Origin of the sequence: Sphingobacterium mizutaii, assembly GCF_900187125.1 — a bacterium.
In the GTDB taxonomy this organism is placed as follows: Bacteria; Bacteroidota; Bacteroidia; order Sphingobacteriales; family Sphingobacteriaceae; genus Sphingobacterium; species Sphingobacterium mizutaii.
In genome coordinates, this window is record NZ_LT906468.1 from 966,867 (window position 1) to 981,885 (window position 15,019).

Below are 15,019 nucleotides of genomic sequence, written 5' to 3' on the forward strand. Positions count from 1 at the left end.
ATGTTTCTCTCCATGGGTAAGACCTTGGATAAAACAAAATGGAGGTTTTTAGGCCTCCATTATTATATTTTAAAGATTACTTAGGGTGTGACCCATTTTGTCTCTTTTAGTTTTCAAATATTCTTCGTTGTATTTGTTGGGAATGATTTCGATTGGCACATTATCTACCACTTCAAGACCATAACCGATCAAGCCAGCACGTTTAGTAGGATTATTGGACATTAGGCGCATTTTAGTAACACCCATATGTCTCAAGATCTGAGCACCCACTCCGTAATCACGTAAATCAGGTTTGAAGCCTAGTTCAAGGTTTGCATCTACCGTATCAATACCAGTTTCCTGAAGTTTATAAGCATGTAATTTATTGACAAGGCCGATTCCTCTACCTTCTTGGTTCATATAAACGACAATACCTTTTCCTTCTTTCTGGATCATTTCCATGGCTTTGTGAAGTTGTGGTCCACAGTCGCAACGGCAAGAACCGAAGATATCACCTGTCACACATGAGCTGTGCACACGTACTAGGATGGGTTCATCTTCTTTCCATTCGCCTTTATAAAGTGCTAAATGTTGTTCGCCAGTATTCTTTTGGGTAAATGCTTTCATTTTGAAATCACCCCATTCCGTAGGCATTTCAACACTTACTTCTTCTTGGATCAAAGTATCATGCTTCAAGCGATATTCAATCAAATCTTCAATAGAGATGATCTTAAGGTCGAATTTCTCGGCTACCTTTATCAAATCAGGAAGACGAGCCATTTCACCATCATCTTTAAGGATTTCGACTAATACACCAGCAGGTTCAAAACCCGCAAGACGCGCCAAATCGACAGAAGCTTCGGTATGGCCAGTTCTACGCAATACACCACCATCTTTGGCGATCAATGGGAAGATGTGACCAGGACGACCTAGTTCTTCTGGTTTGATATTGGGATCAATTAAGGCTTTGATTGTTTTTGAACGATCGGAGGCTGAAATACCAGTGGTACAGCCATAACCCTGCAGGTCTACAGATACAGTGAAGTTTGTCTCATAAACTGCTGTATTGTTGTTGACCATTAAACCTAAGTTTAATTCCTTACAACGTTCTTCGGTCAATGGAGCACATACCAATCCTCTACCATGAGTAGCCATAAAGTTAATGACCTCAGGAGTGGCATTTCTAGCTGCGGTTACAAAGTCTCCTTCATTCTCACGGTCTTCATCGTCTACAACAATGATAACCTTTCCAGCTTTAATGTCTTCGATTGCTTCTTCAATCGTATTTAATTGAATTTTCATTTGTTTTAAATATTACTGCAAAGGTAGGGGTATTTAGCCATTATTTTATAAGTATGTTGTCATAAAAAACGCTATTGGGAAAGTAACCTCAATTGAAACTAACCTCCCTCAGCGACCATATGCTTGTTTCTATACTCACTTGGTCGAATCTGATAATGATCCAAGTACACCTTCGAGAAATGATGGGCGTATTTAAAGCCTATTAAATAGGCGATTTCTTTGATTTCCAATTCAGGATTTCTCAAGAGCTCCTTTGCTTTCTTCATTTTTTGTCTTCTGATATAGCCAAAGACAGTATCTCCAAATAGGTCCTTGAAGCCATTTTTAAGTTTAAATTCATTTATCCCAAATTGCCTACTCAAACTTTTGATTCGAAGGTCCTGATGATAGTTTTCATCCAAAAACTCCTTTATTGACATCATAGTATCAATATCCGATTGGATCCATTTGACTTGATTGATCTGGTTGCTAGCTCCTGCAAATACCGTAATCATTAATTCAATTGCCTTAATTCGGATGAACTGTTTTGCGAAATCGGATTGATATTGATGATTGAGAAGTTCTTGGATCAGCTGTTGTTGCTGTGCCGTAATCGGGGTTGCCTGTCTGCAGAACGTATAGTTATTTAATAGGAAATGGGCTTTTAATTGCTGGTCGGAATAGCCTTGCGTTCTTAATAACTGGAATAGAAACTCTTGTTCCATGTAGATGTCCAAAACTTTACGGGAACTGCTGTAGGTAATATGGCCATCTGGATTGGGGATATTGATAAATTGATAATGATTGGAAGGGATGATGATACAATAATTGTCCTGGCTCTCAAAGTGGGAGTATCCTTCTATCTCGAACTGTACTTTAATCAAATGCGATGCATGCTTGACCCTTAGTTTGAAGGATTTGGATAAGTCCCATTCTTGATAGGTAATAGAAATCGAATCCTCATGGTATTTTAATAATTTACCTTCCACAAATTCATTGGAAAGCTGCTTGGATGAAAATCCATTGGCTATTTGGAAGTTGGCAGGACTAGACAAAAGGTCTTTCAAATGCTCTTTACCATAGAATTCCTTTAATGTCACTGACTGCAATTTATCCATTATTTGTTGTTGAATATCCTTTAGATGTTATCAAAAGGTATTCAAAAGTAATACTTTTGCAGCATTATTTATAATTATTCTAAATAGATTCCTAGGCAGTATTGGGGAGCTGTCTGCCTTCCTCGTGTTTTATACACGAATTCCTTATCAGTTGGTTGGTTCCAGACTGGCTTGAAAGGTGAAATTAGATGAAGATAATTACCCGTAATTAAACATTCTATCTATGAAAACAACAGAAATACAATGAATATTAATTTTTTATTATGTTATTACAAATCAAACTATGCACACTCCTGTTGTTGTTTTCCGTTACTCTCCATGCCCAATCCATTGTAAATGGTCGGGTGCATGATGAAAATAATGCCCCCCTTAGTCAAGTTACCGTATCGATCAAATCAATTTCTAATCAAACCCAAAAATCTATTTCAACTGATAAAAATGGCTCTTTCTCGTTCGAATTACCTTATGGTAATTATGATTTAATAATTTCCTATTTAGGCTATTCAAATTTTATTAGAAAAGATATTCCTGTGGCTTCAAAGCAGGTGAATTTGGGAAATATTACTTTGCTTCCTTCAGCTCAATCCCTAGAAGAGATTGAAATCAAAGGTGAAAGAAAGTTAATTGAAAGACTCTCGGACCGCATGGTCATCAACATTGAAAACAGCATCCTCGCTGACGGTATGACTGCTTTAGAGATCCTTCAACGAGCTCCAGCAGTCAAGGTAGATGATGATGGAAATATCAGTATGCGAGGCAAGTCTGATGTTGCGGTCATGATTAATGGTAAATTATCCTACCTTTCACCTAGAGACCTTGCTACCTTGCTTAAAGGTACCTCCTCATCCTCCATAAAAAGTGTAGAGCTGATTACGAATCCTTCGGCTAAATACGACGCTCAAGGAATGGGAGGCATGATCAACATTGTCATGAAGAATGATAAAAAGGCTGGTTTCAATCTGTCCGTAAATAGCTACGGAGGCGCAGGAAGGAAAGAAAGGTATGGGGCGGGTTTAAACCTGAACAGCCAAAAGGACAATTGGAATTTTATCTTAGGATTTGACAAGGGGTTTCGAGGCGAAGAGGAGTTTCGAACATTGAATCGTTTTTTTGAAAGGAACCCATCAGAATCCTTAGCCAGGAAGTCAATTCAATATTCCCATACCAATGAACCCCTCCAGACCAATAACGCAAAAGCAGGAGTTGATTTTCAGGCCAATGAAAAGCTAAGCTTGGGTATCGGTTGGACTGGAAGCTTCGGTACTTATAAGAACTTTAATGAAGGCTATAATAATATCCTGTTCAGTAATGAAGAACTCATTTCCAACTCACTAACCAATAACAGTAATATCAGTAAATGGAACACCCATACCCTGATGGCCAATTTGCAGCAGAAAATAGGTTCTAACGACAATTTGTTATCAGCCGATTTTGAATACCTACATGCACATTATAAAGCCGATCAGCAACTGATTTCGGATTTCCAAAAAACCATCCATCAGCCTGCTTTTCTTTCGAAGAGAAAAAACCAAACTCCATCCATTACTCAACTTTATGTCGGCAAGCTGGATTATTTGCAGCATATCAATAGCCATCAGAGGTTAGAGCTGGGATGGAAAAGCAGCTTTATGAACGCTGATAATAATGCAATCAATGATACCCTAAAAGCAGGGAATTGGGTTAATGATGGAAGTACCAGCAATCATTTCCTTTACAACGAGAACATTCATGCGGGCTATGTTAACTATCATTTGGAGTCGAATAACTGGAATTTTACTGCTGGGATAAGGGTTGAAAACACCTATTCCTTAGGTAATCAATTGACCAGTAATCTCCAAAATGAAAGAAAATATACCAATTGGTTTCCAAGTACTTCAATCACTAGAAAAATTGGTGAAAAACATAGTGTTCAGTTTTCCTACAGTAAAAGAGTCAATAGGCCAGATTATGAAGACCTGAATCCTTTTCGATATTACATTGATGCATTTGTCTTTTACGAAGGAAATCCCTTGTTGCAACCTGAGTTGGCCAATGCTTTTGAATTGAATTATAGTTTTGGAAAGAATCTCCATGCATCCTTCTATTATACCGATGTAAAGGATGTGATGACGAGTGTATTGACCCAACTTCCAGCCCAAAATGTCACTATTCGATCGATTGCGAATATTGAGGGATTTAGGAACAAAGGTGTCAATATCAACCATTCCTATTCTCCAATAAACTTTTGGACCAGTATCAACAATGCTAACATTTTTGAAAACCATTATTTTGGTAAGTTCAACAATGAATCCATCGATAATAGGGAATGGTCCTATGCTATTCAATCCAATAATATCTTCAAACTCCCAAAGAAATGGTCATTTGAAATAAACGGTCAATACAATTCTCCACAGACAGATGGCGTTTTGCGCCAAAAAGGCTTTGGTTTTGTATCGGCTGGACTGATGAAAAACGTTTGGAAAGACAAGGTCAGCCTAAAATTAGCAGTCAATGATATTTTTAAATCGATGACTTATCAAACTGAATCATACGCTGGTGGAGTAAGGATGAACCAGAACTTTAATCTTGACAGTAGGACTTTCATCTTTTCAGCAACCATAAAACTAGGAAAGGAACTCAATGGAAGACAAAAGAAAAAAGACAATGAAGAACAGAACCGCGTAAGAGGAGGGAACTAAAACCCATTAATATGAAAAATCCACCTTCCCCAAGGTGGATTTAAACCAAATTAAAAACTATATTGACTAACTAACTCTTTAATAGCAATGATTTAATTAAATGTGAGGAAATGTATTAATCCTGTAAAATAGGTTTAGGTTAATTATTCCCCACATATCAAATCTTTTTACAAATTCTTACATGTTTCTGAATAATCGAAAATAATATAATTAGCCTTAAAGAACTTTGCCTTAATTAACAAATATCTACACTATATTAACAAGTAGTTGACGAGATTCGATATCCCATCGCGTACTATTGATTCATTCCAAACAATTTTTTGCCTTCAGCTATTAATTTAGATAGACTACCTTTGAATTGCTATGAAAAAACTATTAATCTGTTTAGTCAACTTATCAATCTGTACTACCTTGAGCGCACAAAACCATTTAACAGCAGAACAATCTGATCCAAAACTGATGGGATGGATGAAAGGATTCCCTCCTGCGAAAGACAGCACCTTATCGCTATTTGATGGCAGTTTTTTCCAATTCCCGGGCTTACGCTACAGTGTTTGCCACATGCGTGAATTTATGCCAACCAAAGTGGTTCAGGCCACCCAAAATGACCGCTATGACTTTGAAAGTGACGTCGATGCGGAGTTGGACAAAGTTACCTTTGTACCCCTTGGAGAAAAATCTCCAGTTACCTTTGAGGAGTCATTGTCGAAAAATTATGCAGATGGCATTATCGTATTGCATAAAGGGAAAATCGTTTATGAAAAGTATTTTGCCGAGCTGGACCAAGAAGGTACGCATGCGGTCATGTCTGTTAGCAAGACCTTTACCGGAACATTAGGGGCTAGTTTAGTTGCTGAGGGGATATTGGATGAGAATAAATTAGTCCAAGATTATGTTCCAGAATTAAAGAACTCTGCTTTTGGAGATGCAACGGTCAGGCAGGTTTTAGATATGACTACCTCTTTAGATTATTCGGAGGATTATGCTGATCCCAATGCAGATATTTGGGTGTTTTCAGCAGCAGGAAATCCAGTTCCAGTTCCAAAAGATTATAAGGGACCTACCAATTATTATGAGTTTTTGGAGACCGTGAAGAAAGCCGGAAAACATGGCGAGGCTTTTGGTTATAAAACCATTAATACCGATGCTATGGGGTGGATCATTAGTCGAGCCACTGGGAAAAGTATTCCTGAATTGCTCTCAGAAAAGATCTGGAAACCAATTGGAGCTCATCACGATGGGTATTATCAAATCGATCGGTCTGGAATCGCATTTGCTGGTGGAGGCTTTAATGCTAACCTCAGGGATTTAGCCATGTTTGGTGAGATGATCCGAAACAATGGTCAATTCAATGGAAAACAGGTCTTGAAAAAGGAAGTTATTGACGATATCCGTAAAGGAGGTAAAAAATCTGATTTCGCTAAAGCTGGTTATACCAATCTAAAGAACTGGAGTTACCGCAATATGTGGTGGATATCCAATAATAAAAATGGAGCTTTCTGTGCTAGGGGAGTGCATGGGCAAACAATCTACATTGACCCAACTGCTGAAATGGTCTTGGTGAGATTAGCTTCCCATCCAATAGCGAGCAATACCGCCAATGACCCATATTCATTGCCAGCTTATGATGCAGTAGCCAACTATCTGTTGAACAAGAAATAAAAAAGATGGTTCTTAAATCAAACTGAGGACTTTCGGTAAAAAAATAATCAATGCAACGACAACAGCGGTTATGGCACTAATTAATACAGCGCCAGACGCTAAGTCTTTGATGATTTTAATATGAGGATGAATATCTGTGGTCAAATGGTCACAGATATTTTCTATCGAAGTATTCAAGGTTTCTGTCACTAAAACAAGACCTATACAAATAACTATGGCCACCCATTCCATACTGCTGATTTCAAGCATGCATCCCGCAATGACTACCAAGATTGCAGCAATGGCATGTATCCTAGCATTATGTTCAAGCCTAAAAAGATGTACTAATCCAGCAAAGGAATACTCGAAACTCTTGATTCTTTTTTTTAGGCTGAAGGGTTCTTTTTCTTTGGACATTTCTTTCTGTTGTAAATAATTGCGGACCGAATTTTTTCAAAGGTATCAAATCCTGTGTATTAGAAATAAGGTAGGGACAATTAATGAGATTATTAAAGAATAAATTCTTTTGTCATGAAAAAATAAGATTTCAATTAAAAAACGATCAAAACTGAATTCTAATTTCATTCTAATATCGCACTTATACCCCTTTAATAGCATTTTATTTCCTTTGAGAATGAGAAAATAAACAAACTCATGCTCTATGCTAACTAACAAAAAACTCTTTTTAGGAATGTGTTTTATGCTGCCTATAATCTTGAAGGCGCAGAATAAGGACCAATTAACAGCCGATACATTAAAAGTCTATCAAGTGGAAGAGGTAGAAGTCACATCAAAGTATTACAAGCGATATAATATCAAAGAGATGTCTGAAGGATTGAGGCTTCGCACTTCCCTGTTGAATACCTCCCAAAATATTCAAATCCTTGATGGCGAGATTTTCCGTGACCAAGCCGTAACCAACTTGAATGAAAGCTTGACGAGAAACGTTAGTGGAACAATGCGTGAAGAACTGCATAATGGTATTTCACCTGATATTTATTCAAGAGCTGGCTATATTTCAGCGCAAAGAAATGGCGTGGATTTGAGACCCTTAGGAAAAGGTCCAATTGGGGATGATGTTGCGATAATTGATCGGGTAGAATTTCTGAAAGGTCCAGCAGGCTTTATGCATGCCATGAGCGATCCAGCAGGATCCTATAATGTGGTCACCAAAAAGCCAACAGGTGAAACCCGCCGGAGCATCGACGTATTAATGGGTAGTTTTAATCAATTGAGGGCAGCGGTAGACCTAGATGGGAAGTTTGAAGGAGCAGAAAAACTTCAATATCGACTGAACTTAATGGGGATGAAAGCCAATGGTTTTATGGAACATGATCGAAACAACAGAATTCTTTTTGCTCCATCCTTAAAATACCAGATCAATGAGAGGTCTTCAATAACGGCAGAATATATTTACCAACAACTAAATTACCTATTGTTGAGCGAAGCCCAAATGTCGCCTTATGGATATGGTACACTGCCCAATGATTTTACCATTACAGATCCAAGCGTCCGTCCTTTTTCAGGCAATGACCATAATATGTTCTTGACCTACCAAAACAGTTTTAAGAATAATTGGGAGTTTACCGCCAAAGCCAGTTATATCACGATGGGATATGATGGGTCCATTTTTTGGGTAAATGGTGCCAATAAGCAAAACCCAGATATCCTAGACCGAAATTTAGTCTATGATTCCAATAAATACAATGTCTTTTCTACCCAGTTTTATCTGAATGGCAATTTCAATACTGGTAGACTAAAACATAATTTCATTACAGGAGTCGATATCAATAATAAATCATCCAACAGTCGGGATACTTGGGGTACTGCCACCGCAGTTTATCCTCTTTCCATTTCCAATCCGGTCTATTCAACCACCATCATGAATAATGGCATTGGGGGTGACTTTGCCTCTGAAAATGATTTCTATTCTGAAGGAAATATCGTAGAAAGAAGACTATTCTATGCATCAGTTTATGCCATGGACGAACTGAGCATGTTGAATGATAGATTAAGGATTACACTTGGCTTGCGGTTGACGGCCTCGAATGGAAACTCTACCGACTACGGAGCAAAAACCGAAACCGACGACCTGGTTTTGACGCCAAGACTGGGGGTTAATTATTCCCTGACGAAAGATGCTTCCCTGTACTTTTTGCATGATCGCACTTACTTGCCGCAATCGGGTATTTCAGTAGAAGGAAATGCCTTGAAACCCATCCGAGGGATCAATTATGAACTAGGTTTCAAACGCGATTGGGCTGAAGGAAGATGGAATACAACCTTGGCAGTATATCATATCGAACGTAATCAGCTGGTTTCTGTCGATCCTACCTCCAACTTGATCTATCAGACCGGGGTTAGCCAATCCAGAGGATTTGAATTTGATATGAAAGGTCAACTCGCCAAAGGCTTGAATGCCATCGTCAACTATGCCTATACGGATTCAGAAATCACCGAAGATGAATATAATCCAGAACTTATTGGAAGGGCAACCCCCAATTTGGTAAAACATATCCAGAATACTTGGCTGAATTATTATCTGCCCATTCAAAAACTAAGTGGCTTTTCTTTGTCCGCTGGCTATCAGCTCTTGATGGGAAGGACAGAAAGGTTTCCAAATGCCACTTCGCAACCTCTTGAAGATAATTTCCGATTAGATGTTGGGGCAGGATGGAATAATGAAAAATATAAAATAAACCTTATCGTAAATAATGTATTGAACAGGAAAATGTATTCAACAGCATGGAGAAATGGTGCAAATGATATGTACTATTGGGTTCAGATGGCTCCAATCCATGCAAGACTTTCCCTACGTGTTAACTTATAATCAACAACATGAAAAATTCCATTAACATCATAACAAGCCTACTGGGAATCATGCTAGTATTCCTGATGGTATCTTGTAATTCTTCACAAGACAAGACAAAAGAAGAAGGTAAATCAGCCATCATGGTCGTAGATGCCCTAGGAGTCAAAATCAATCTTGATAAGCCTGTGAAGCGGATTGTTTGTTTGGATGAACCGGGATTGGATGCTTTGTTTGTTTTGGGTGCTGAAAAAAGCTTGGTCGGCATATTCAATGATGTATACATGAGCAAAGAACTATATCCTTATTATTCTAAAATGAGTACGGAGATTGCCGAAAGAAAAATCCCTGCCCCCGGTTTGAATAATCAGGGGAATATAGAGAACATTATCGAACTATCACCTGATTTGGTTATAGCGGCCTCAACACAAAAGGATTTGATCGAAACCCTTCGTAACGCAGGTGTCCAAGTATATTCCTTGAATGCCATTTCAGAAGACGAGGTCTATAAGACCGTTGAGGATATAGGCATGTTGACCGGAAAAGAGGATAGAGCAGAAGAGATTGTTTCCTATACAAAATCAGAAGTGAAGCGGATGCAGGGAGAAGTGGCAGGTTTAGATAAAAAGAGGCGGGTATATTTTACTGGAGCACACGGAAGGATCTTTTCTACAACCGGAATTAATGGGATGATGCACTCGTGCTTGACCATGGCAGGGGTTGAAAATGTTTGCCCTTACGAGGTCGGATTTCCTACCATTAATCCTGAAACCCTCATAGAATGGAACCCCGATATGATTGTAATGTGGAATGATAGTCCAAATCTTTTCTATGATCGAAAAGAGTTTGCAGGAATCCCCGCAATACAAAACAAGCAGATCTTTAACCTGGAGCCGATGTTCTTTTACAACCCGCACACCCTTAAAGCGCTATGTACAGCGACATTGATAAATGAATGGGCATACCAAGGCGATAGTGCTCAAACCAGCCAGAGAATCTCGGAAGTATTGCAAAAACTATATGGAAATGAAAAGGCAGATCGGTTAGTCGAACTGCTATAATGTGTAGAAAAATTACATATAGACCCATTGCGGCCTATATTCTACATATAAGAAAAAGCTCGATGAAAGTCGAGCTTTCTATTTATCCATGTTTTTGTATTACCTACCTACAGCAAACATTTTATGCCTTAAATTCTTTATCTTCTTAAAGATTGATGAAAAGATGAATATAGAAGATAAAATCCTTGAATCTGCGCTCAGGAATGAAAAACCTATCATTACCGATGAAATCGTTGAATATTATCAAAAGAATCCGACAGAACTGGACTCCATGGTCAATCAATCCATCTTCCAAGCCAAATTCTTGAAATATTTCTTTGTTTTAGGCCTAGGCTTAACCATCGGCGTTAGACTCCTGCGCTATTTCTTTGATGATGATGCATTTGGTGAATTTGTCGATAGAATTATTCTGGATGTCCTATCCGAAATAGGGATCGCAATTTTTGGAGGAGCTTTGACCGTATACTTATTGGAATTCTTGAGGAAGAAACACTTTCAAGAAAGTATCCAGTTCAGAAAAGAGGTGAAAAGAAAAATCAAAGAATTGGAGAAGGAACAGAAAGATTAGGGATCAATACCTAAACCATATATCAAGTGAACATTTAACCATAATATGTCCATTTTCTTTTATTTGAAGGATTACACCCTTTCCCTGATGGCAATGATCGTACTAGGCTTACCTTTTTCAATGTCAAAAGCGTAATTAGTATAGAACTCATGTAGTCTGTAACTGATATTTATTCCCCCGGCACGGCTGCAGGAAGTCTAAATACTAAATACTTTCTACTAAATACTAAAAAAGCTCGACGTAAGTCGAGCTTTTTTTCCAGTAGCGGGGAGCAGGATCGAACTGCCGACCTCAGGGTTATGAATCCTGCGCTCTAACCATCTGAGCTACCCCGCCGTTTTTCGGTATGCAAAGATAGCAATAAGGAATAATTTTCAAAGAAAATTTTATACAATTTTAGACTTCAAATCCTCGGTTTTCAGCAGAATCCCTACAATCAATTTATATTCAAAAGGATAGCCTCAAGAGAAAATTAGCGAAATTCAGGATACCATCTCCATCTAACGCAGTTCTACACTGTTAATAATGCTGTTTTTGTGAATAAAAGATTTTTGTAGTTTTTTTTGAATAACGGATTTATTCATTATACTTACAAAAAGTAGCATGTAATCCATGCGTATTGAGTACTAACAAAAATATTAAGATCTACTTATACATATCAAATGGCAGAAAAGATTAAATTAAATTTAGAATATGTATTAAATTCTTCACCTAGAATCCTCTTTCCTTACCTTCAGGAGCCAAATGAGCTTGCTCAATGGTTTGCAGATGATGTGAATTATCACGATGGTATCTATGAATTTATTTGGGATAATGAATCCCACCGCGCGAAGTTGATCGCAACTAAAGAAAACAAAAGCGTTAAATTCAAATGGTTGGATGATGAACCCTATTTCTTCGAAATTGAAATCATCCAAGATGAATTGACCAATGACGTAGCATTGAGTGTTACAGATTATGTGAAAGAAGACAATTTGGACGATAGAAAATTGATTTGGAACAACTCCATCGGTTACCTGCAAAGGGTTATCGGAGCATAAAAAATACTTATAGTAATGCAGGCCTCTAAATATTTTTTGGAGGCCTCTTTATATCCATCTTTCTTCATCCATCAGAAATCGAGAAAGCTGGATTGTTTTACGACCACATTAACTTTTTTCTAACATTTTTCCGTTCACAAAAAGTGTATCTTTGCTGCAAGACCATCTCTTTCCGAAGGGATTTTGTCAAATGGTCCTATTGATATTACATGAAAAAAGTAAACTTACTCATATTACAAGCATTTATTAAGCCCTTTTTGGTGACTTTCTTTATTGTCATGTTTGTACTGTTGATGCTGTTTTTGTTCAAGTACATCGATGACCTAATCGGAAAGGGTTTTCAATGGTATGTGATTTTAGAGCTTTTAGCTTATCAATGTGCCGTACAGCTTTCCATGGCGCTTCCTCTGTCCATGCTCCTTTCGTCCATCATGACCTTTGGTAACTTGGGCGAAAGTTATGAACTCGTGGCCATCAAGGCGGCCGGTGTTTCGCTACGTAAGGCCATGACCCCCTTATTTATTGTGGTAGGCCTATTTAGTGCCGGATCCTTTTTCTTCTCGGATTATATCCTTCCGGTGGTCAACTTAAAAATGGGTTCCCTGTTATATGATGTCCGTAAGAAAAAAGCGGATTTCTTTATCAAACCTGGCGTATTTAATAATACCATTCCAGGCTATAGTATCCGTGCAAAAGGAAAAAGTGAAGATGGAACCACTTTGAAAGACCTGATGATCTATGAACATCCATCTGGAGGGACAGCTAGCAATGTTACATTCGCTAAGGAAGGCTTTATCCAAAATTCAGCCGACAATAACTACATGGTCCTTGAATTAAAGGACGGTGTACGATATGAGGATGCGCGTGTAGAAAACGCGAAACGTTACGATCCGAGACAACAATTTACACGATTCAGGTTCAAAGAGACGACAACCAAGTTTGATATGGGTAGTTTTCAGATGAATAGGACGGACCAAGACCTATTCAAATCCCATCATCAGATGTTGAATCTAAAGCAACTGCGATTATATTCCGATTCCAATAGAGTTTATATCGATAGCTTAGAACTGGTCAATGCGGCCGAAGCAAAGCGATATGTCAATTATTATTCCCCATACTTCAGGGAGAACAGTCCCGGCAGAACGAAAGCCAAGGTTTCCTTGCCTGATCTGGATAAAAATGGACAATTGCGAATGGCCATTAACAATGGCTTGAGCCAGGCAAGACAAATAAAGGACATGGCGGTCAATAGGGATGCGGAATTCACTCCATATGCCGAAAAGGATGTTCGATATGACATCGAATGGCACAGGAAGTTTACCCTAGCGGTATCCTGTCTCTTACTTTTTGGAATAGGGGCACCTTTAGGGGCGATTATCCGAAAAGGAGGTTTAGGGCTGCCAGTGGTTATGGCGATTATATTTTTCCTAATCTACCATGTTATTGCGACCTTAGCCGAGAAAGCAGCGAAGGATGCTAGTCTGACCCCAATGTGGGGCATGTGGATGGCCATTATCGTCCTGACACCACTAGCCATCTTCCTGACTTATAAATCAACCTCAGATTCTGCCTTATTTGATGCAGATCAATATAAGATGAAGGCACAAGCCATCTGGAATAAGATCCTTGGTTTTGTCCAGAAAAAGAAAGAAACAAAAAGTACTACTTCTTAATAATAATTACGAGTAAATCAGAAGGAGTTGTCTACCCAGACAACTCCTTTTTCTTTTTATTTCTAAGCGGGCATATTCGATACGACCATACAGAATTGGACAGCTTTCAAGCAAATAATAATCTTGGCTTATCCTCTCATCCCGAACATCCTGGATCTTCCCATGATCTTGGTCGATCCTCCCATCCCGAACATCCTGGTTCAAATGTATGTTGCGGGCGAATTCAATTCATCCCCACGAAAATTGGATACCTTTCTGGTGGTAAATTGATTTTGGTCCATCCTCTCATCCCGAACATCCTGGTTCTTCCCATGATCTTGGCTTATCCTCCCATCCCGAACATCCTGGTTCAAATGTATGTTGCGGGCGAATTCAATTCGCCCCTACGAAAATTGGATACCTTTCTGTTGGTAAATTGATCTTGGTCCATCCTCCCATCCCGAATATCCTGGTTCTTCCCATGATCTTGGTCCATCCTCCCATCCCGAACATCCTGGTTCAAAAAAAGAAGGAGCTAATGAATTTTCACTAGCTCCTTCTTGTATTTAATATCTCCGATTATTTAATCGGTTTAAAAGTCATGACTGGATTATAACCATGCAGCACCGAATCATTTGTCAATTTCAAGGTCAATTCATCCTCCGATAGGTTGATGATCTTATAGGTATTATAAATAATCATTGAATCGCTGGAAAGATTTAACCTGTTGAACAGCTTTTCGTTCACCCGATATGAAAAAACCAAGGTCGAGTCCTGACCATTGAAAGAATAATCACCCCAATATTCCGAAATCCTATCGGCGGTCTTTACCTGATCCTTATTCCCTTTCAACACAAAGCTATTGTTCACTGAATCCTGAACCGTATGGGTATATTGGGTTGCTGTAAAACTTAAGGTCGTTACACGGTTATAATGTTCTGGACTGCTGTTGTCTGTGAAAACCTCATCAATCAGGATATCATTTTTCCAGATGTATTTTTCCAAGAGTGACTTGTCAAATTCACCTTCGATAGGAGACATATCTTCCTCTTTACATCCTATAAGGATGGTAAAAATTAAAAAGAGTAGCAATCTTCCTTTCATGATATGATCCCAAATTTGGTTACTGATACTGGTAAGCTGGTTAATTAATATTTGATTACTTCAAATTTAAGCTAAAGTGTTTTACAAT

The 15,019-nt window shown here is 38.5% G+C and carries 11 protein-coding genes and 1 tRNA gene; 7 read left to right on the plus strand and 5 right to left on the minus strand.

Annotated elements, in window-relative coordinates:
* Positions 1-69 precede the first annotated feature (69 nt).
* Complete coding sequence (locus CKW03_RS04180) at positions 70-1,281, minus strand: bifunctional 3,4-dihydroxy-2-butanone-4-phosphate synthase/GTP cyclohydrolase II (RefSeq protein ID WP_093098711.1); 1,212 nt, start codon at positions 1,279-1,281, stop codon at positions 70-72.
* A 98-nt stretch (positions 1,282-1,379) separates the two neighbouring features.
* A complete protein-coding gene (locus CKW03_RS04185) occupies positions 1,380-2,378 on the minus strand; it encodes a helix-turn-helix transcriptional regulator (RefSeq protein WP_093098712.1) in 999 nt (332 codons plus the stop codon).
* 263 nt (positions 2,379-2,641) lie between these two features.
* Between CKW03_RS04185 and CKW03_RS04190 the strand changes: the two genes are divergently transcribed.
* Complete coding sequence (locus CKW03_RS04190; protein WP_093098714.1) at positions 2,642-5,056, plus strand: outer membrane beta-barrel family protein; 2,415 nt, start codon at positions 2,642-2,644, stop codon at positions 5,054-5,056.
* A gap of 363 nt (positions 5,057-5,419) precedes the next feature.
* Complete coding sequence (locus CKW03_RS04195) at positions 5,420-6,718, plus strand: serine hydrolase domain-containing protein (protein WP_093098715.1); 1,299 nt, start codon at positions 5,420-5,422, stop codon at positions 6,716-6,718.
* Positions 6,719-6,730: 12 nt separating this feature from the next.
* Here CKW03_RS04195 and CKW03_RS04200 read toward each other — a convergent pair whose 3' ends face one another.
* Positions 6,731-7,114: a diacylglycerol kinase gene (locus tag CKW03_RS04200; RefSeq protein WP_093098717.1), complete on the minus strand. Its 384-nt coding sequence runs from the start codon at positions 7,112-7,114 to the stop codon at positions 6,731-6,733.
* 244 nt (positions 7,115-7,358) lie between these two features.
* Here CKW03_RS04200 and CKW03_RS04205 point away from each other — a divergent pair, with 244 nt between their 5' ends.
* From CKW03_RS04205 to CKW03_RS04215, 3 genes are all read left to right on the plus strand, one after another.
* Entirely contained in the window at positions 7,359-9,527 is a 2,169-nt protein-coding gene (locus tag CKW03_RS04205; protein ID WP_093098718.1) for a TonB-dependent siderophore receptor, read from the plus strand.
* 8 nt (positions 9,528-9,535) lie between these two features.
* Positions 9,536-10,567, plus strand: a complete 1,032-nt coding sequence (locus tag CKW03_RS04210; RefSeq protein WP_093098720.1) for an ABC transporter substrate-binding protein — start codon at positions 9,536-9,538, stop codon at positions 10,565-10,567.
* A gap of 163 nt (positions 10,568-10,730) precedes the next feature.
* Positions 10,731-11,135, plus strand: coding sequence for a hypothetical protein (locus CKW03_RS04215; RefSeq protein ID WP_139185477.1), 405 nt, complete (start codon positions 10,731-10,733; stop codon positions 11,133-11,135).
* Between the two features lie 262 nt (positions 11,136-11,397).
* Here CKW03_RS04215 and CKW03_RS04220 read toward each other — a convergent pair.
* Positions 11,398-11,471: transfer RNA gene (locus tag CKW03_RS04220), tRNA-Met, on the minus strand.
* Positions 11,472-11,797: 326 nt separating this feature from the next.
* Between CKW03_RS04220 and CKW03_RS04225 the strand changes: the two genes are divergently transcribed.
* Together CKW03_RS04225 and CKW03_RS04230 are read left to right on the plus strand one after the other, a co-directional pair.
* The gene (locus CKW03_RS04225) at positions 11,798-12,175 is read left to right on the plus strand and encodes an START-like domain-containing protein (protein WP_093098723.1); all 378 of its coding nucleotides are present in this window, start codon (positions 11,798-11,800) and stop codon (positions 12,173-12,175) included.
* Between the two features lie 209 nt (positions 12,176-12,384).
* Entirely contained in the window at positions 12,385-13,848 is a 1,464-nt protein-coding gene (locus CKW03_RS04230; protein ID WP_093098724.1) for an LptF/LptG family permease, read from the plus strand.
* A 558-nt stretch (positions 13,849-14,406) separates the two neighbouring features.
* Here the strand turns inward: CKW03_RS04230 and CKW03_RS04240 are convergent.
* On the minus strand, positions 14,407-14,931 hold the full coding sequence (locus tag CKW03_RS04240; protein ID WP_093098726.1) for a hypothetical protein: 525 nt from the start codon (positions 14,929-14,931) through the stop codon (positions 14,407-14,409).
* Between the last annotated feature and the right edge of the window lie 88 nt (positions 14,932-15,019).